Annotated in this window: 19 protein-coding genes and 1 tRNA gene; 10 read left to right on the top strand and 10 right to left on the bottom strand. The window is 65.6% G+C overall.

All coding sequences use genetic code 11. The features are described 5' to 3' along the window. The first annotated feature begins 119 nt into the window (after positions 1-119). Positions 120-196, top strand: a tRNA-Ile gene (locus L1088_RS11730). A gap of 14 nt (positions 197-210) precedes the next feature. Here L1088_RS11730 and L1088_RS11725 read toward each other — a convergent pair. Beyond that, positions 211-501 (bottom strand): hypothetical protein, encoded by a 291-nt coding sequence (locus tag L1088_RS11725; protein ID WP_234555233.1) that lies wholly within the window; start codon positions 499-501, stop codon positions 211-213. A 46-nt stretch (positions 502-547) separates the two neighbouring features. Between L1088_RS11725 and L1088_RS11720 the strand changes: the two genes are divergently transcribed. Next, positions 548-1,693: a class I SAM-dependent rRNA methyltransferase gene (locus tag L1088_RS11720; RefSeq protein WP_234555232.1), complete on the top strand. Its 1,146-nt coding sequence runs from the start codon at positions 548-550 to the stop codon at positions 1,691-1,693. A gap of 53 nt (positions 1,694-1,746) precedes the next feature. Further along, positions 1,747-2,880, top strand: coding sequence for a citrate synthase/methylcitrate synthase (locus L1088_RS11715; RefSeq protein ID WP_234555231.1), 1,134 nt, complete (start codon positions 1,747-1,749; stop codon positions 2,878-2,880). Positions 2,881-2,957: 77 nt separating this feature from the next. Here L1088_RS11715 and L1088_RS11710 read toward each other — a convergent pair whose 3' ends face one another. Genes L1088_RS11710 through era form a run of 3 tightly spaced genes read right to left on the bottom strand, consistent with a single transcriptional unit; the run spans position 2,958 to position 5,601 of the window. After that, complete coding sequence (locus L1088_RS11710) at positions 2,958-3,767, bottom strand: HesA/MoeB/ThiF family protein (protein WP_234555230.1); 810 nt, start codon at positions 3,765-3,767, stop codon at positions 2,958-2,960. Positions 3,768-3,770: 3 nt separating this feature from the next. After that, complete coding sequence (locus L1088_RS11705) at positions 3,771-4,652, bottom strand: acyltransferase (RefSeq protein WP_234555229.1); 882 nt, start codon at positions 4,650-4,652, stop codon at positions 3,771-3,773. Positions 4,653-4,695: 43 nt separating this feature from the next. Next, positions 4,696-5,601 (bottom strand): GTPase Era, encoded by a 906-nt coding sequence (era, locus tag L1088_RS11700; RefSeq protein ID WP_234555228.1) that lies wholly within the window; start codon positions 5,599-5,601, stop codon positions 4,696-4,698. An 82-nt stretch (positions 5,602-5,683) separates the two neighbouring features. Here era and dprA point away from each other — a divergent pair, with 82 nt between their 5' ends. The 3 genes from dprA to L1088_RS11685 all read left to right on the top strand — a co-directional run bounded on the left by dprA (position 5,684) and on the right by L1088_RS11685 (position 8,068). Beyond that, on the top strand, positions 5,684-6,685 hold the full coding sequence (gene dprA, locus L1088_RS11695) for a DNA-processing protein DprA (RefSeq protein WP_234555227.1): 1,002 nt from the start codon (positions 5,684-5,686) through the stop codon (positions 6,683-6,685). A 35-nt stretch (positions 6,686-6,720) separates the two neighbouring features. Continuing rightward, the gene (locus L1088_RS11690; protein ID WP_234555226.1) at positions 6,721-7,668 is read left to right on the top strand and encodes a branched-chain amino acid transaminase; all 948 of its coding nucleotides are present in this window, start codon (positions 6,721-6,723) and stop codon (positions 7,666-7,668) included. Between the two features lie 160 nt (positions 7,669-7,828). Then, positions 7,829-8,068 carry a hypothetical protein gene (locus tag L1088_RS11685; RefSeq protein ID WP_038043115.1) on the top strand — a complete coding sequence of 80 codons (240 nt, stop codon included), beginning with the start codon at positions 7,829-7,831 and terminating at the stop codon, positions 8,066-8,068. Here L1088_RS11685 and trmH read toward each other — a convergent pair. The 5 genes from trmH to dcd are packed head-to-tail and all read right to left on the bottom strand — an operon-like array spanning position 8,058 to position 11,467. Beyond that, positions 8,058-8,633 carry a tRNA (guanosine(18)-2'-O)-methyltransferase TrmH gene (gene trmH, locus L1088_RS11680; RefSeq protein ID WP_038043113.1) on the bottom strand — a complete coding sequence of 192 codons (576 nt, stop codon included), beginning with the start codon at positions 8,631-8,633 and terminating at the stop codon, positions 8,058-8,060. The two genes, L1088_RS11685 and trmH, sit on opposite strands and share 11 nt — an antisense overlap. Further along, positions 8,617-9,240: an ATP phosphoribosyltransferase gene (gene hisG / locus L1088_RS11675; protein WP_234555225.1), complete on the bottom strand. Its 624-nt coding sequence runs from the start codon at positions 9,238-9,240 to the stop codon at positions 8,617-8,619. The genes trmH and hisG overlap by 17 nt, the downstream gene beginning before the upstream one ends. Further along, positions 9,237-10,316: an ATP phosphoribosyltransferase regulatory subunit gene (locus tag L1088_RS11670; RefSeq protein WP_234555224.1), complete on the bottom strand. Its 1,080-nt coding sequence runs from the start codon at positions 10,314-10,316 to the stop codon at positions 9,237-9,239. The genes hisG and L1088_RS11670 overlap by 4 nt, the downstream gene beginning before the upstream one ends. After that, entirely contained in the window at positions 10,313-10,918 is a 606-nt protein-coding gene (locus tag L1088_RS11665) for a peptidylprolyl isomerase (RefSeq protein ID WP_135260839.1), read from the bottom strand. The genes L1088_RS11670 and L1088_RS11665 overlap by 4 nt, the downstream gene beginning before the upstream one ends. 3 nt (positions 10,919-10,921) lie before the next feature. Further along, positions 10,922-11,467: a dCTP deaminase gene (dcd, locus tag L1088_RS11660; protein WP_135260838.1), complete on the bottom strand. Its 546-nt coding sequence runs from the start codon at positions 11,465-11,467 to the stop codon at positions 10,922-10,924. Positions 11,468-11,497: 30 nt separating this feature from the next. Between dcd and L1088_RS11655 the strand changes: the two genes are divergently transcribed. Together L1088_RS11655 and L1088_RS11650 are read left to right on the top strand one after the other, a co-directional pair. Continuing rightward, the gene (locus tag L1088_RS11655; RefSeq protein ID WP_234555222.1) at positions 11,498-12,379 is read left to right on the top strand and encodes a putative Ig domain-containing protein; all 882 of its coding nucleotides are present in this window, start codon (positions 11,498-11,500) and stop codon (positions 12,377-12,379) included. Between the two features lie 334 nt (positions 12,380-12,713). Beyond that, on the top strand, positions 12,714-14,474 hold the full coding sequence (locus tag L1088_RS11650) for a hypothetical protein (protein ID WP_234555220.1): 1,761 nt from the start codon (positions 12,714-12,716) through the stop codon (positions 14,472-14,474). 34 nt (positions 14,475-14,508) lie between these two features. Here the strand turns inward: L1088_RS11650 and L1088_RS11645 are convergent, their stop codons facing one another. Further along, positions 14,509-14,988 carry a macro domain-containing protein gene (locus L1088_RS11645; protein WP_234555219.1) on the bottom strand — a complete coding sequence of 160 codons (480 nt, stop codon included), beginning with the start codon at positions 14,986-14,988 and terminating at the stop codon, positions 14,509-14,511. 28 nt (positions 14,989-15,016) lie between these two features. Between L1088_RS11645 and L1088_RS11640 the strand changes: the two genes are divergently transcribed. Continuing rightward, positions 15,017-15,724 carry an SDR family NAD(P)-dependent oxidoreductase gene (locus L1088_RS11640; protein WP_234555218.1) on the top strand — a complete coding sequence of 236 codons (708 nt, stop codon included), beginning with the start codon at positions 15,017-15,019 and terminating at the stop codon, positions 15,722-15,724. After that, complete coding sequence (gene nrdR / locus L1088_RS11635; RefSeq protein WP_038045402.1) at positions 15,721-16,182, top strand: transcriptional regulator NrdR; 462 nt, start codon at positions 15,721-15,723, stop codon at positions 16,180-16,182. Before L1088_RS11640 ends, nrdR begins: the two co-directional genes overlap by 4 nt. Positions 16,183-16,313: the final 131 nt, after the last annotated feature.

Raw genomic sequence — 16,313 nt, 5'->3', positions numbered from 1 at the left:
TACCAGATACGGGCTGCGCCCGCAAGGGGAGATTTACCACGAAACGGAGATGTGGGTAAAGTCCTGGCGGTCATCTTGACGGGAGGCGGACTCCTGGCTAAGCTATTCTTTGCGTGCGGGGGCGATTAGCTCAGCTGGTCAGAGCGCACGCCTGATAAGCGTGAGGTCGGTGGTTCAAGTCCACCATCGCCCACCAAGGTGTCCCGGGGCCTAGGTCCCGGGGCTTTGTTGTTCTTCCTGGCCTACCCGTACCACCAGGGTATCGGCGATGAGATCGCGCCAAGCCTGGCGCGCCTGGGAGAGGAACTCCTCGATGTCCTTATCTGTGGGAATAGTGCCTCTGAGTTCCAGGAGGAGCACCTTTTCCCCGCGGCCGTAAAGGGTGGTTTCCCGCCAGGGACGGGCGGCTTCCTGAGGGTGGGTAAAGCTGCCCACGCCCAACACGAGGAGGCCCACCGCCAAGGCGAAGAGGGCGAGCGCCAACCAGCGCTTTCGGTTCACGGCTTCACGCTATCACGATGTTTGCGGAAGAAGGTAAGCTGGGGCCGTGATACGGGTGGTGGTGCGTGCGGGGAAAGAGAGGAAGCTGAAGAACTTCTACCCGCACCTGTACCGGGATGAGATCCTCGAGGCCCCGGGGGAAGTCGGCGTGGCCGAAGCCGTGGCGGCCAACGGAGGTTTCCTGGCGGTGGGCTACTTTGACCCCCTTTCCCGCGTGCCCTTCCGGGCCTACCGCTTTGACCCAGGGCCTTTGGACCGCCGCTTCTTCAGGGGGCGTTTTGAGCGGGCCCTAGGAAAGCGGGCAGGGCTTGGGCCGAGTTACCGCTTGGTCCACGGGGAGGCGGACGGGCTTCCTGGGCTAGTGGTGGACCGCTTCGGGGAGGTTGTGGTCCTCCAGGTGCGCACCCGGGGGATGGAGGCTTTGAGGGAGGCGTGGTTCCCAGCCCTTCTGGAGGTGGTGGGCCCCAAGGGGGTGTACGAGCGGAGCGACGTGGAGGTCAGGCGGCAGGAGGGGCTTCCCGAGCGGGTGGGGGTGGTGTGGGGGGAGGTGCCCCCCATCTTGGAGGTGGAGGAGGACGGCCTCAGCTTTCCCATTCCCCTGGCCCTGGCCCAGAAGACGGGGTTTTACCTGGACCAGCGGGAAAACCGCCGGCTCTTTGAGTCCATGGTGCGCCCAGGGGAGCGGGTGCTGGACGTGTACAGCTACGTGGGGGCCTTCGCCCTAAGGGCGGCTCGCAAGGGAGCCTACGCCCTGGCGGTGGACAAGGACCTCGAGGCCCTGGTCGTCCTGGACCGCGCTGCTCTGCGGGCGGGACTGCGGGTGGACATCCGCCAGGGAGAAGCGTTGGTCGTGCTCCAGGGGCTTGAGGGTTCTTTCCACCACATCCTCCTGGACCCTCCCACCCTGGTGAAGCGGCCGGAGGAGCTTCCCTCCATGAAGCGCCACCTGGTGGACTTGGTGCGGGAGGCCTTGCGGCTTCTCGCTCCCGAGGGGTACCTGTGGCTTTCCGCCTGCAGCTACTACCTGAAAGCGGAGGACCTCTTGGAAGTGGCCCGCCGGGCGGCGGCAGACCGGGGGGCGCGCCTCCGGGTCCACGCCCTCACCCACCAGCCTAAGGACCACCCCTGGAGCCTGCACGTGCCTGAAAGCCTGTACCTCAAGACCCTCGTCCTCCAGGATGACGCCCTTTGAAGCTTGTATGATGGGGAGGAAGCACCCTTAGGGTGCAGAAAAGGAGGCAAGGTATGGAAGTAGCACGGGGTTTGGAAGGGGTTCTCTTCACGGAGAGCCGGATGTGCTTCATCGATGGCGAGGCAGGTAGGCTATACTACTACGGCATCCCCATCCAGGAGCTGGCGGAGAAAAGCACCTTTGAGGAGACCACCTTCCTCCTACTGCACGGGAGACTGCCCAAGCGAGAGGAGTTGGAAGCTTTCCGGCGGGATCTGGCCGGGCGGCGGAGGTTGCCGGAGCATCTTCTGGAGTCTTTCCGCCGCTACCCCGCTTCTGCCCACCCCATGAGCTTCCTACGCACGGCCGTTTCCGAGCTGGGGATGATGGACCCCACCGAGGGGGACATTTCCCGCGAGTCCCTTTACCAAAAGGGCCTTTCCCTCATCGCCAAGTTCGCCACCATTGTGGCTGCCAACAAACGCCTCAGGGAGGGTAAAGAGCCCATTCCGCCCCGGGAGGACCTCTCCCACGCGGCCAACTTCCTCTACATGGCCAACGGCGTGGAGCCCTCCAAGGAGCAGGAGCGCCTCATGGATGCCGCCCTCATCCTGCACGCGGAGCACGGCTTCAACGCCAGCACCTTCACCGCCATCGCCGCCTTCTCCACGGAAACCGACCTCTACTCGGCCATCACCGCCGCTGTGGCTTCCTTGAAGGGGCCGCGCCACGGGGGGGCCAACGAGGCGGTAATGAAGATGATCCAGGAGATCGGCACCCCCGAGAGGGCCCGGGAGTGGGTGCGGGAGAAGCTGGCCAAGAAGGAGCGCATCATGGGCATGGGCCACCGGGTCTACAAGGCCTTTGACCCCCGGGCCGGGGTACTGGAGCGCCTGGCCCGGATCGTGGCCGAGACCCACGGACACTCCCAGGAGTACCAAATCTTGAAGATCGTGGAGGAGGAGGCGGGGAAGGTGTTGAACCCCCGGGGCATCTACCCCAACGTGGACTTCTACTCTGGGGTGGTTTACTCCGACCTGGGGTTTGGCCTGGAGTTCTTCACCCCCATCTTCGCCGTGGCCCGCATCTCCGGTTGGGTGGGACACATCCTGGAGTACAAGGCTATGGATAACCGCCTTCTCAGGCCGGATGCTAAGTATACCGGGGAGCTGGACGTGCCCTACGTGCCCCTCGAGGCCCGGGCCTAGAAGCGCACCGCAAGCACGCCGGGGGCTTGCCCCCGGTTTTCTTTTTGAGGAGGTGGCATCCCTGGGGCTGTACGCCATCAAAGGCCGCAGAAGGCCTCGTAGTCTATTAGGTCCTGCTGGGTGGGATGGTCCCCGCAGACCGGGCAGGCGGGGTTCCGGCGCAGGGAGAGCTTGCGGAAGCTCGCCTCCAGGGCATCGTAAAGGAGGAGGTGGCCGGCGAGGGGTTTCCCCAGGCCCAGGAGCACCTTGAGGGCCTCCGCCGCCATAAGGCTTCCCACCACCGCCGGCAACACCCCGAAGACCCCAGCCTCGGCGCAGGAAGGGACGCTTCCGGGGGCGGGGGGTTTGGGGAAGAGGCAACGGTAGCAGGGGCCCATCTCCCCCTCGGGGGTAAGGTGGTGGAAGACCGCCACCTGGCCGTCAAACTGGTAGATGGCCCCGTAGACCAGGGGCTTCCTCAGGAGCACGCAGGCGTCGTTCACCAAATAACGGGTGGGGAAGTTGTCAGAGGCGTCCACCACCAGATCGTAAGGCCTCAGGATCTCCAGGGCGTTTTCCGAGGTGAGGCGCACGGGGTAGGTGTCGATCCGCACCAGAGGGTTCAGGGCTAAGAGGCGCTCCTTGGCGGCCAGGGCCTTGGGTTTGCCCACATCCTCCGTGGCGTAAAGCACCTGGCGGTGGAGGTTGGAAACCTCCACCCGGTCCATCTCCACGATGCCCACCCGTCCTACCCCGGCGGCCACCAGGTACTGCAGGACTGGCACCCCTAGGCCCCCGGCCCCCACCACCACCACGGAAGCGCGCTTCAGCCGCTCCTGCCCCTCGGGGCCCACCTGGGGCAGGATCATCTGCCGGTGGTAGCGGTCCAGCTCTTCTTTGGTCCACATGGCCTAGGCCTCCCGCGTGCCGAAGCCCGGAGGGAGGAAGTCGGGGTAGTCGGGGTTGCCCTTGCGGTTGGGAAGCCTGGGGACGAGGTCCGAGGGGTGGGGTTCCCCCTTGCGGCAGTAGGGGCAGTCGTGGCGCACCTTGTAGCGCACGGTCCGGGCAGGGATCCCCAGGGCGATGGCGTGGGGCGGCACGTCCTTGGTGACGATGGCCCCCGTGCCCACCATGGCGTCGTCGCCAATGCGCACCCCGGCCAGGACCGTGGCGTGGTAGGTGATGCGCACCCCGCTGCCGATGATGGTCTCTTTAAGGGTCACGTCGGGGGAGGCCAGGACGTGGTGGGTGTGGCTGTAGACGTTCACGTAGTCGGAAAGGGAGGTGCGGTCCCCGATTTTTATGCCCCCGATGTCATCCAAGAGCACGTAGCGGTGGACCACCACGTCGTCCCCTAGCTCCAGGTTGTACCCCACGGAAAACTCCACGTTCTGGAAGAACTTGGGGTTTTCCCCCACCCGCTTGAAGATGAAGGGGGCTAAGGCCCGGCGGATGGCCACCCCGGAGTGCACGGACTGGCCGATGGGGGTGAGGTCCAAAACCTTCCAGAACCAAAGGAGGGGTTTGACCTTTTGGAACTTTTCCTGGTCGGTGGCGGCGTAGTACTCCGCCTCGAAGGTGATGCCCTCGGGGTCCAGGCCCATGGCGGCCAGGGGGTTTAGCTCCAGGAGTTCCTCGAAGGGCTGTCCGTAAAGTAGCCGGGAAAGCTCCTCCCGCACCAGGGCGTTCCGGTCCACGCTGGGGTCGGAAAGCCTTTCCACCAGGCCCCCGAGGAAGCGGTCCAGGGCCTTTTCGTGGAGGGGGGCGATTCCTCTGGGCAAGAGCCAGGGCATATGGGCTATGGTAACCGGAAAAGGCGGGAAGCGGGGCGCCCGCTCACCCGATGGAGGAGCGGTAGCCTAGCTCCCGCAGGGCTTCGGGGTCCTTGCGCCAGTCGGGGTAGACCTTGACCAAGAGGTCCAGGTAGACCTTGCGGTTCAGGAAGATCTCCAGCTGCTTCCTGGCCGCCTGGCCGATCTCCTTGAGCTTCTTTCCCCCCTCCCCGATGACGATGGCCTTCTGGGAGGGGCGCTCCACGTAGAGGAGGGCCTTGATGTACAGGACGCCGTTTTCCCGTTCTGCCACCTCTTCGGTTTTTACGGCCACCGCGTAGGGCACCTCGTGCCAGAGGCGCTTCATGGCCTCCTCCCGGATGATCTCCGCCACCCACTCCCCAAAGTCCTGGTCGCTTTTGGCGAAGTCCTCGGGGTAGAAGAAGGGGCCTTCGGGGAGAAGGGCCAGGAGTTCCGCTTTGAGCTCGGCCACCTGGCGTTCGTCCAGGGCGGAAAGCATCCTGGCCTCAGCTTCGGGCAGGAGGGCGTGGTAAGCCTTGAGGGCCTCCTCCGGGTACTTGGCGGCGTCCAGCTTGTTGCCCACCAGGAGGATGGGCACCCTGCCCAACAGGGGCTTTAGGGCCTTGGCCACCAACTCGTCCTCTGGGGTGGGGGGGTGGCGCAGGTCCACCACCCAGACCACGGCGTTCACGTCGGCGAGGGCCTCGTAGACCTCTTGGTCCATGAACTCCCCCAGGGCGTCCATGGGCTCGTGGAGGCCCGGAGTGTCCACGAAGACGATCTGGCGGTTGCCCTCGGTGAGGATGCCCCTAAGGCGCTTGCGGGTGGTCTGGGGCCTGGGGCTGATGGGGGCCACCTTCACCCCCAGGAGGTTGTTGAGCAGGGTGGACTTGCCCACGTTGGGCTTGCCCACGATGGTCACAAATCCGGAGTAAGTCGTTTCTTCCATGGCTTAGGTGATCCCGGCTCCCTTTGGATTTGCCCGGGGGCAAAGAGCCGGACCTTCTAGGCCTTCCAGTATACTCCACGCCGTGGACCCTTTGGCCCTAGCCCTTCTGCCGGGCGTCGGTCCCAAGCGGCTTTTGGAGCTTCTGGCGGCGGAGGATCCCCTGGTGGCGCTGAGGGAGCGTTTTCCCCAGGCTGCGGCTGGGCTTTCCCAGGCTGAGGAGCGGGCCCGGGGGGAACGGGAGCGGGCGGAGGCTTTGGGGGTGCGGCTTTTGGGCCTTTGGGAGGAAGGGTTTCCCGAAGGGCTTAGGCGGCTTCCCCAGCCGCCCACCCACCTCTACCTGAAAGGGGAGCTGCCGGAAGAAGGGAAGGCGGTGGCCCTGGTAGGTACCCGGCGGGCCTCCCCTTGGGCGCTGGCCTTCGCCCGGAGGCTGGCCCGGGAGCTGGCCGAGGCCGGGCTTTGCGTGGTTTCGGGGCTGGCCCGGGGGATCGACCGGGAGGCCCACCTGGGGGCCCTCGAGGGGGGCGGGCGCACCCTGGGGGTCTTGGGGAGCGCCCTGGACCGGGTGTACCCCCCGGAGCACCGCCCTTTGGCCGGGCGGATGGACCTCCTTTCCGAGTTCCCCTTCGGTACCGAGCCTAAGCCGGAGTTCTTCCCCCGAAGAAACCGCCTCATCGCCGGCCTGGTGCGGGCGGTGATCGTGGTGGAGGCCCCCCTGGCCTCGGGGGCCCTCATCACCGCCCGCTACGCCCTGGAGCTGGGCAAGGAGGTCTTGGCGGTGCCGGGCCGCCCCACGGACCCGGGCTCCTTGGGGACCAACCGCCTCATCCAGGACGGGGCCTACCCGGTACTTTCCGCGGAGGACGTGCTCTCCTACCTGGGGTTTTCCGGAAAGCCCAAGGAGGCGGTGGCGCTTTCCGGGGAGGAGGAAAGGCTGTACGCCCTCCTCCGCCAAGGGGAGGCCCTCCCTGAGGACCTGGCCCAGGCCCTGGGGCTTCCCCCGGAGCGGGTGCTTTCCCTCCTCACCCTCTTGGAGCTCAAGGGGCTGGCCCAGGCCCTGCCTGGGGGACGCTACGGGGCTTTATGAGGCCCCTAGGGGTATGATGGGGGCGGAGGTTCGCCATGACTAAGCCTGAAGCCAAGGGCGGGGATGTGCACATCAAGGCCGGGCTCATTTGGATGAACGGAAAGCTTCTCCCCCAGGAGGAGGCCAAGACCAGCGTCCTAAGCCATGCCCTTCATTACGGGACCAGCGTCTTTGAGGGGATACGGGCCTACGAGACCCCTAAGGGCCCCGCCATCTTCCGCCTGAAGGAGCACGTTCGGCGCTTCTTCAACTCGGCCAAAGTGCTGCGCATGGAGATCACCTTCACCCCGGAGGAGATCGAGGAGGCCATCAAGGAGGTGGTGCGCCAAAACGGGTACAAAAGCTGCTACATCCGTCCCCTGGCCTGGATGGGGGCCAAGGCCCTGGGGGTGAACCCCCTGCCCAATAACCCCGCCGAGGTGATGGTGGCCGCCTGGGAGTGGGGGGCCTATCTGGGGGAGGAGGCGGTGCGCAAGGGGGCCAGGCTCATCACCAGCTCCTGGGCCCGCTTCCCCGCCAACGTGATGCCGGGGAAGGCCAAGGTGGGGGGGAACTACGTGAATAGCGCCTTGGCCAAAATGGAGGCGGTGGCCGCCGGGGCGGACGAGGCCCTCCTTTTGGACGAGGAAGGCTACGTGGCCGAGGGGAGCGGGGAGAACCTCTTCTTCGTGCGGGATGGGGTCATCTACGCCCTCGAGCACTCGGTGAACCTGGAGGGCATCACCCGGGACTCGGTGATCCGGATCGCCAAGGACCTGGGCTACGAGGTCCAGGTGGTACGGGCCACCCGCGACCAGCTCTATATGGCGGACGAGGTCTTCATGACCGGTACCGCCGCCGAGGTCACCCCGGTTTCCATGATCGACTGGCGGCCCATCGGCCAGGGCACCGCCGGGCCCATCACCCTGAGGCTCCGCGAGGTCTACCTGGAGGCCGCCAAGGGCCTGCGGCCCGAGTACGAGGGCTGGCTCACCTACGTGTAGGCCTCCGTGGGAAACTGTCGCTTGAATCGTCGCTTGCGCCACGACAGGGGCCCCAAAGAGGCCATGAGCAAGCTGTTTTGGCTTTGGCCGATGGAGCAACCTTTGCGTGCGGGCGCTTAGGGCGGGGTGGCCCGGTTGTTGCGTAGGGAAAGGAGTAGCCATGCCCAAGCCGGGATTCCGCAAGGAGGTCCGCAGGGAGCGCTTGCGGGAGGTACGGGAAGTGCTTCTGGAGGAGCTGGACCGGGCAGCGGAGGAGTTTCGCACCCTTTGGAGGAGGGCCAAGGCGAGCCCTGAGGACGAGGAGCTTCTGGGAGAGCTCCAGGTCTTGGTTTCCGTTTTGGCGGTGAAGGCCAAGGCTTTGGAGGAGCTTTTGGAAGAGGAAGCCCTCCTCACTTCCTGAGCCAGTCTTCCAGCACCCTCTGGTAAAGCTCGGGGTCCAGGCGGGGCCCTTCGTAAAGCCCCGCCTTAAGCCTTTGCCGCTGGGCCTCGAAGAGGATCACCGCCGCCGCCACGGAGACGTTCAGGCTCTGGACCATGCCGAACATGGGTACCTGGATGGCGCTATCTGCCAGGGCCAGGGCCTCCTCGGAAACCCCCCATTTCTCCGCCCCCAGGAGGATGGCGGTGGGCTGGGTGTAGTCCACCTCCCGGAAGTCTTGGGCATCCTCCCGCAAGGCGGTGGCGTAGATCCGAAAACCCTTCTCCCTCAGGTGGCCGATGGCCGTCTGGATGTCGGGGTGCACCCGCAGGTAGACCCATTTGTGGCTTCCCCCGCTGGTTTCGTTGAAGGTGGGCACGCCCCCCGTGGGGTTTACCGCATGGGCCTCGAGGACCCCCACGGCGTCGCAGCTACGGAGGATAGCCGAGAGGTTGTGGGGCTTGTGCACGTTCTCCAGGAGGACGGTGAGGTCGGGCTGGCGCCTCCTTAGGACCTCCTCGATGCGGCGTCTACGGGCCTCCGTCACGGTTTCTCAGCTTAGCGATCAGGGGCTTTAAAAGCGAGCGTTTAAGCTTCAGGGCTTGGCGGTTCACGATAAGGCGGGCGGTGGAGTGGGCCAGGACCTCCACCTCCACCAGGCCCGCCGCCCTTAGGGTGGCCCCGGTCTGCACCACGTCCACCACGGCGTCTGCCAGGCCTGTGACCGCGGCCAGCTCGATGTTGCCGGAAAGCTCCACCACGTCCGCCACCCAGCCCCGTTCCTTCAGGAGCCGGGTGGTGAAGAGGGGGTACTTGGTGGCGATGCGGCGGATGGGGGAGGTGTCGCCAGGGCGCCTTATGAGGGAAAGCCGGCAGGCCCCGAAGCCCAGGTCCACGGGCTCAAAGAGGTCGCGGCCCGAGTCCAGGAGGACGTCCTTGCCCACCACCCCCACCTCGGCGATACCCAGGTCCACGTACACGGGCACGTCCTTGTTGCGGAGCTCCAAAAGGGCGATCCCTCCTTCCTTTCCGTGGAGAAGGGCCCGCTCGTTCTCCACCGGGGGAAGTTCCAGCCCCGCCGCCTTCAGGACCGCGTACGCCTCCTGGAACATCCGTCCCTTGGGCAGGGCGATGGTGAGGAGGTAGCGCCTCATTCCACCCTCCAAAGTCTCTCCCCCTGGGCCAGGTAGGGGATGCCCCGCCTCCGGGCGTAGTCCAGGGGGTCTTTTCCGTGGAAAAGCTCCACCCGCCTCTCCCCGGCGAAGCGGCGAAGGGCCTTGAGGTCCAGGGCCAAAACCTCGGGGCTTACGTCCACCCTGGGGGGTTTTAGGGCTTCCAGGGCCCGCTCTACCCCTATAGCGAACCCCGCCGCCCTGGGGAGGAGGGCCCCGTCGTACCGGCCACCTCCCAGAAGGGGCAGGCCGAAGCCTGGGGTGTAGGCGCGGAAGAAGATGCCGGAGTAGTACTCGTAGCGCCGGGCCATGCCCAGGTCCAAGAGGACGGGCTTGTCCAAAAGCTCCAGAGTCTTCTCCAGCTCAGCCAAAATCTTCCTAGCCCTATCGGGAAGGGGAAGCCTCTTAGCCTCCTCCAGCACCTCGCGCTCCCCGTAGAGGTCCGGCAAGGCCAGGAGGGTCTTGCGGGCCTCCTCCGGCACGGGGTGGCGGCCAAGGAGGTCTTCCAGCTCGGGCAAGTTCTTGCGGTGGATCGCCTGCTGGGCCTTCTTCTGCTCCTCTTCCGGCAGACCGGAAGCCTTGAGCACCTCCCCCACCAGGCTGGGCAGGCCCACCTCCACCACCCCTTCCAGGCCCAAGGCCTCCAAGGCGGCAAAGGCCAGGTGCAGGACCTCCGCGTCCGCCAAAGGCCCCGTGGCCCCGATGAGCTCCAGGCCCACCTGGGTGTACTCCCGGAAGCGGCCGAGCTCCGCGTCCGCCTCCCGGAGCCATAGGGCCCCCGCGTACTGGAAGCGGTGGACCCCTTCCCCCAGGTGGGGCCTCAGGAGCTTGGCCAGGAGGGTGGTGAACTCGCTCCTTAGGGCCAGTACCTCCCCCGTCTTGTCCACCAGCTTGAAGGCCCGCTCCGCCAGGGGGTGGAGGGGGTCGTAGCTTTCCAGGGCCGGGAGCTCCACGGGCTCGTAGCCGTGGCGCAGGAAAAGCTCCCGTAGCCTCCCCATGAGCTCGGCCTTGAGCCGGGCCTCGGGGGGAAGCAAAAACCGGGTGCCCTCGGGGATCATTCCTTGACCAGGATCTCCACGCTGAGGATCTTGTCCCGTTCCCCCGTGGCGCCCGGACCCTCCGTGGGGGTGAGGCGCCTGACCACCTCCATGCCCTCCACCACCCGGGCGAAAAGGGTGTACTGCCCGGTGAGGTGGGGGGTGGGGGCCAGGGTAATGAAGAACTGGCTCCCGTTGGAGTTGGGGTCCTGGGTGCGGGCCATGCCCACCATCCCCTCCCGGTCAAAGGCCAGCCCCGGGGCGATCTCCAGGCCGAAGGCGTAGCCTGGGCCCCCGGCGCCGGTGCCGGTGGGGTCCCCGGTCTGGGCCACGAAGCCGGGGATGACCCGGTGCCACTCCACCCCCTCGAAGAAGCGGTGGAGGGCCAGGAAGACAAAGGAGTTCACCGTGTTGGGGGCCTCCTTCTCCAGGAGGTCCAGAAGGATGTCCCCCTTGGTGGTGCGGATGCGGGCGTAGTAGTCCTTGCCGGGCTCCAGAAGGGCTTCCGGGGCCTTGAAGGAACGCACCGGGGTTTCCGAAAGGTAAGGGAGGGGCTTCATGCTCTCACCTCTACAGGCGCCGAGGAGGATCAACAGGCTAAGGAGAAGGACGCGCACCCCCATAGCCTACACCCGGGGAAGGGTGATGCCCTTCTGCCCTTGGTACTTGCCCCGGCGGTCCTTATAGGTGGTTTCGGGCCGCGGGCCCTCGAGGAAGATGATCTGCACGATGCCCTCGTTGGCGTAGACCTTGGCGGGCAGGGGGGTGGTGTTGGAGATCTCCAGGGTGACGTGCCCTTCCCAGCCCGGTTCCAAAGGGGTCACGTTGGCCACGATGCCACACCGGGCGTAGGTGCTCTTGCCTAGGGCGATGGCGATGACGTTTTCCGGCATCCGGATGTACTCGATGCTTCGGGTGAGGGCGAAGGAGTTGGGGGGGATGATGACCTCCTCCCCCTCGTACTCTACAAAGCTTCTCGGGTCAAAGCCCTTGGGGTCCACCACGGTGGAGAAGACGTTGGTGAAGATCTTCCACTCGGGGGCGGCCCGGAGGTCGTAGCCGAAGCTGGAAAGCCCGTAGCTGATGACCCCCTCCCGCACCAGCCTTTCCTCAAAGGGCTCGATCATGCCCTTTTTGGCCATCTCCCGGATCCACCAGTCCGGCTTAATCATGCCTTCAACTATACCCGTTAGACTGGCCTTATGCGGAAGCTTTGGCCCCTCTTCCTCCTCCTCGTCGCCTGCGGCACACAAGACTCCACGGGGGTGGGAATGGAACCCTTGCGCCTCACCAGCACCAGCCTTCCTCCCGCCTACCTGGGGGAGAGCTACAGCGTGGCCTTCAGCGCCGAAGGAGGCGTGCGCCCCTACAGCTTCAGCCTGGACGGCAAGCTCCCCCAGGGCCTCAGCTTCCAGGGGGGGCGCCTGGGCGGCGTCCCCCGGGAGCGGGGCACCTTCCCCCTCACCCTCACCCTGGAGGACGCGGCCAAGAACAGCCGCGCCCAGAGGCTTACCCTCACCGTCAGCGACCCCCCTCCCCCCAGGCTCGCCTTGGTGGCCCCCCCGGCCCAGGTGGAGGGGCCCTTTTTGCTCTTGGGCCGGGTGGAGGTACGGGAGACCTTGGGCTTTCAGCTGGAGCTTCCCCTAAGGGATCTGAACCCGGATCTTGCCAGCTTGAAGGTGGTGAGCCCCGTGTACCTCCTGGATTACGATGCGGAGGCAGGGCTTTTGCGCCTGGATGTGGCCTTCGCCAGACCCCTAAAGGACCAGGAGGCCTTCCGCCTCCTCCTCACCCCGCAGAAGGCCCTTACCCCCAGGTTTTCCCCCCGGGTGGTCTTCTACGACAAGGAAGGGAAGCCCCTGGGGGAGGCCTTGAAGCGGGGCAGGCCCTTTGCCGACCTCCTGCAACTGGCCCAGAACTGGGGTAAGGAGGGGAAGGAGCTTAAGGGAGACCTGAACGGGGACGGCAAGGTGGACGGCGCCGATCTCCAGGCTCTGGGGCAGGGGTACTTTTTTAGGGCTCCCGTTCCTGCCCCTGCCGGTGGGGATGGCCAGCAGGGGCAGGGGGACGAAAAGACTCCGTAATAGAGCTTGTACAAGGTGCGTTGCTTAGGGGTCTGAAAGGGCGGCGAAGACCGCCTTGTGCAAAGAGGCACAAAAGGAGTATCCTGATCTTAGGAGCTCCCGGAACTTTGCGCCCCCTCGAGGGCTCCAGGAAGGAAGCCGTGAAGAGGTCCTCCCCTCTCTGTGCCCGCCCTCACCGGGGGAAGGCTGGAGGGGGGAGTGGGCTTTGGATCGGATGGAGCGGAGGGATCCTGTTTGGGGAAGCGGGTGTACGGGTAAAGAGGGTCCTGAAGGAAGGGTCCCGGCGTTCCGCTAGGCTCAGGCTGAACAAGTTGGGGCGCTGAGGAGGTGAGCCATGACAGGCTCGAGGCGGGCGCTTTCCGGGTCCATAGCGTTGTTGCTGCTTGGGGTTCTGGCCGCTTGCGGAGGACAAGGCGTTAAAGAGGAAATTCTTGTTCCTCCCACCACGGAGGTCCTAGGCGCCGAGGTCCGGGGGGCTTTGGTGGGGGTGGAGGGTGGGACCCTTCGCTTCCAGGACATGCCTGGGCTGGAGAGCCGCTTTCAGGCGGGGGATGTGCTGGTGAGCGAGCCTGTTTCCCCCCTGGCGCCCCAAGGTCTTTTGCGCAAGGTCAAGGCAGTACGGCGGGAGGGGGGCTTTCTGGTGGTGGAAACGGAAGGGGCACGGATCCAGGAGGCCATTCACCAGGGAACTTTGGACGTTTCGGGCTGGGAGCTACGGGCTTCCTCCCTGGTGAGGACCCAGGCCTTGCAGCCTGGGATCAGAGCCCAAGGCTTGAGCTACACCTTGGACACCGATTTGGGAACCGGAGGCAAGGTGCGGGTGGAGGGAACCCTTTCCTTGCGTCCCCTCTTGGACCTGAGCTTAGGGATAAGGTGCGATCGGGTGGTGGCGGGGGCTTGCGCGGAGGTGCCGGACCTGGATTTTCGGGTTCTGACCACCCTGGAGCAGAACGCCACCCTTAAGGTGACGGGCGACACCAACGTGCTGGCGGGCAAGGAGGTGCCCATTGCGGAGGAGATCTTCGCCCCGCAAACCTACATGGTGGGACCGGTGCCGGTGGTCCTCACCCCCAAGCTCACCGTGTACCTGACGGGCACGGTGGAGGCGGATGGCAGCTTCCGGTTTGAGGCTAGGCAGAGCCTAACGCTTGGCGCTGGCTTCCATTACAACAGCGATAGCGGCTTTAGAGACCTCAGCCACTACGCCTACACTCTGAGCACCCCGGTTCACACTTTCTCGGGTAGCCTGGGCGCACAGGCCCTCTTCGGGGTCCGCTTCCAAGTGCTCCTGTACGGGGTCACGGGGCCCTTTGGCACCTTGGAAGGAGGCGCTGGCTTCAAGGCCAACCTCAATGGCTTTGGCAAGGGTGGCGAAACCCTCCTTTGGGAGTTGAACGCGTGCGGGAAGCTGAGCGTGGGCATAACCGCTGTGGAGGTCTTGGACCTCAGGTACAGCAAGGAGTTGCTTGCCCAGTGCGTGGAGGTGGAACGGCAGGTCAACGCTTTGCCTGAGGTTGTGGTGGTTTCCCCAACCGCCGCCACGCAGATTTACCGCGGGGTGGGCACGACTCTCAAGGCTCAGGTGAGCGATCCCGACGGCCAGCCGGTAAGCTGTGCTTGGACTTCCAGCAGGATTGGCGATCCCTCTCCTGTGGGCTGCGAAACGGTGGCCGTGTTCACCAGTACGGGACCCCGGGTTCTAACCGTCACCGCCACCGATAGCGCTGGAGGGAGGAGAAGCCAGAGCGTGAACGTGAACGTCCAGGAGCCCCCAGCGATTTTGGTGGAGATCACGACCCCTTCGGAAGGCAGCGGATTGCGCCCGGAGGTGTATGTCCTCCTATCGGGCAGGGCCTCCGGGGGTACAGGCCCTTACACCTACACGTGGAGGGTGGCCTACCCGACGGATTCCTCGGGGCGGGGGGGCACGCTGTACGCCATTGGGTCTGGAGACGCGCGCCTTTGGAAGCCCCAAGACACGCTGCCCGTACCCCCAGGGACGGTGCGGTGGGCCCGACTCATCTTGGAGGTCCAAGATAGCCTAGGGGCGACAGGGGAGCGGTCCATCCTGGTGCTCATAGGCGTTTTGGAATGAGGTTGGGCGGGAGCCCACCGCGCATGGGACTTCCTCATAGGGCTTTGCGGATGGCCTCGGCGTCCTCCTTGCGGTAGCCGTAAAGGGTGACCTCGAGGGTGTCCGGGGCCTTCTTGATCTCCTCCAGCATCGCCCGGGCCACGGCGTCCACGGGAAGCCCCCCTACCCCGGTGCCCAACAGGGGGAAGGCCACGGTCCTAAGGCCGAGCGCCACCGCCTTTTCCAGGGCGCTTCGGGTGGCCTTCCGCACAGTTTCCAGGCTGGCGGGTTCATCCCCCAGGACGGCGGCGTGGATCACGTAGCGCACCCCCAGGTTCCCCGCCCCCGTGACCGCGGCTTCCCCCACCCGGATCTTCCCGATCCGGTCGCATTCCTCCTGGATGGAGGGGCCTCCTTTCCTGAGGATGGCCCCCGCCACCCCGGCGCCCAGCTTCAGGTGGTTGTTGGCGGCGTTGACGATGGCGTCTCCCTGGAACTCGGTGATGTCCCCTTCTGCCACGCGGATGCGGGCCATGGCCTCATTTTCCCGTACAATGGGCCTGATGTCACGGGATATCTTGGGCCTCGAGGGGCGGATCGTCATGGTGACGGGGGCCGGGAGGGGCTTCGGCCGGGCCATTGCCCATGGCTACGGGCGCAACGGGGCCACGGTCATCGCCGTGGACCCCGATGTGGAGCTGGCCACTGGGGTGGCCTCGGAGGTGGAGGCTCTCGGGGCCACGGCCATCCCCATCCGGGGGGACATGAGCGTGGTGTTGGACGTGACCACCACCTTTGAAAAGGTGGAGGAGCTTTTTGGCTTATTGGACGGCATCGTCCACGTGACCACCGCCGAGAGCAAGACCCCCTTCGTGGAGCTATTGGAAGGGGAGTGGTATGACCTCATGAGCCAGGACGTGAAGTCCAGCCTTTACGTCCTGCAACAGGGCCTGCGCCACCTGGCAGGGGGCGGGTTCGTCACCCTGGTCCTTCCCCCCGCCGTGCGCGTGGAGCCCCACACCCTCTCCGTGCGCCGGGCGGTGGAAGGGCTCATCGAGGGGGCAAGCCGCACCTTCCCCGGGGTGCGGGTGAATGGGGTGGTGCCCTCGAGGGACCCCGCCGGGGAGGCCCACGACCAGGCCCTGGTGCGGGCGGCCTTGGGCCTGGGCTCCATGGTTTCCGAGGGCATCCGCGGGGTGGTGCTGGAGGTGCAGCTCCCCGAACCCCCCCTTTCTCCCGAGGTGTACGAGCTCCTGCGCGAAGTGCCATGAAGTGCCCCTACTGCGGCCACCCCGACACCCGGGTGGTAGACTCCCGCCCTTCCGACGAGGGGGCGGCCATCCGCCGCCGCCGGGAGTGCCCAGCCTGTGGCCGCCGCTTCACCACCTACGAGCGCACCCAGTTGGAGCCCCTCATGGTGGTGAAGCGGGACGGCCGAAAAGAGCCCTTCAACCCGGACAAGCTTCTCAGGGGCCTCCTTCTGGCTTGCGAAAAACGCCCTGTGGACCACGAGGTCTTGAAGCGTTTCGCTTACACCTTCGAGGACCAAGTGCCGGGGCCCGAGATCCCCTCGGAGGAGATCGGCCTCAAGGCCATGGCCTTTTTGCGCGAGCTGGACCATGTGGCCTACATCCGCTTCGCTTCCGTTTACCGGGAGTTTGACTCGGTGGAGCGCTTCATCGAGGAGATCCGCCGCCTTGGGGGTGTTGACAAGCGGGAGGGGGATTGATAGCATAGCTTTTGCTGCGCGGGCGAAGGCCCAAGCAGGGGGATCTTGAAAAGGGGAGAGCAGAGGCAACACACCTAACCACGGACGCCTTTAGGGCGTTTTTTGTTGGAGAGTTTGATCCTGGCTCAGGG

This window comes from Thermus caliditerrae, from assembly GCF_021462525.1.
In the GTDB taxonomy this organism is placed as follows: Bacteria; Deinococcota; Deinococci; order Deinococcales; family Thermaceae; genus Thermus; species Thermus caliditerrae.
The sequence above is the reverse complement of the archived record's forward strand: the minus strand, read 5'-3'. Positions and strand labels throughout refer to the sequence as shown.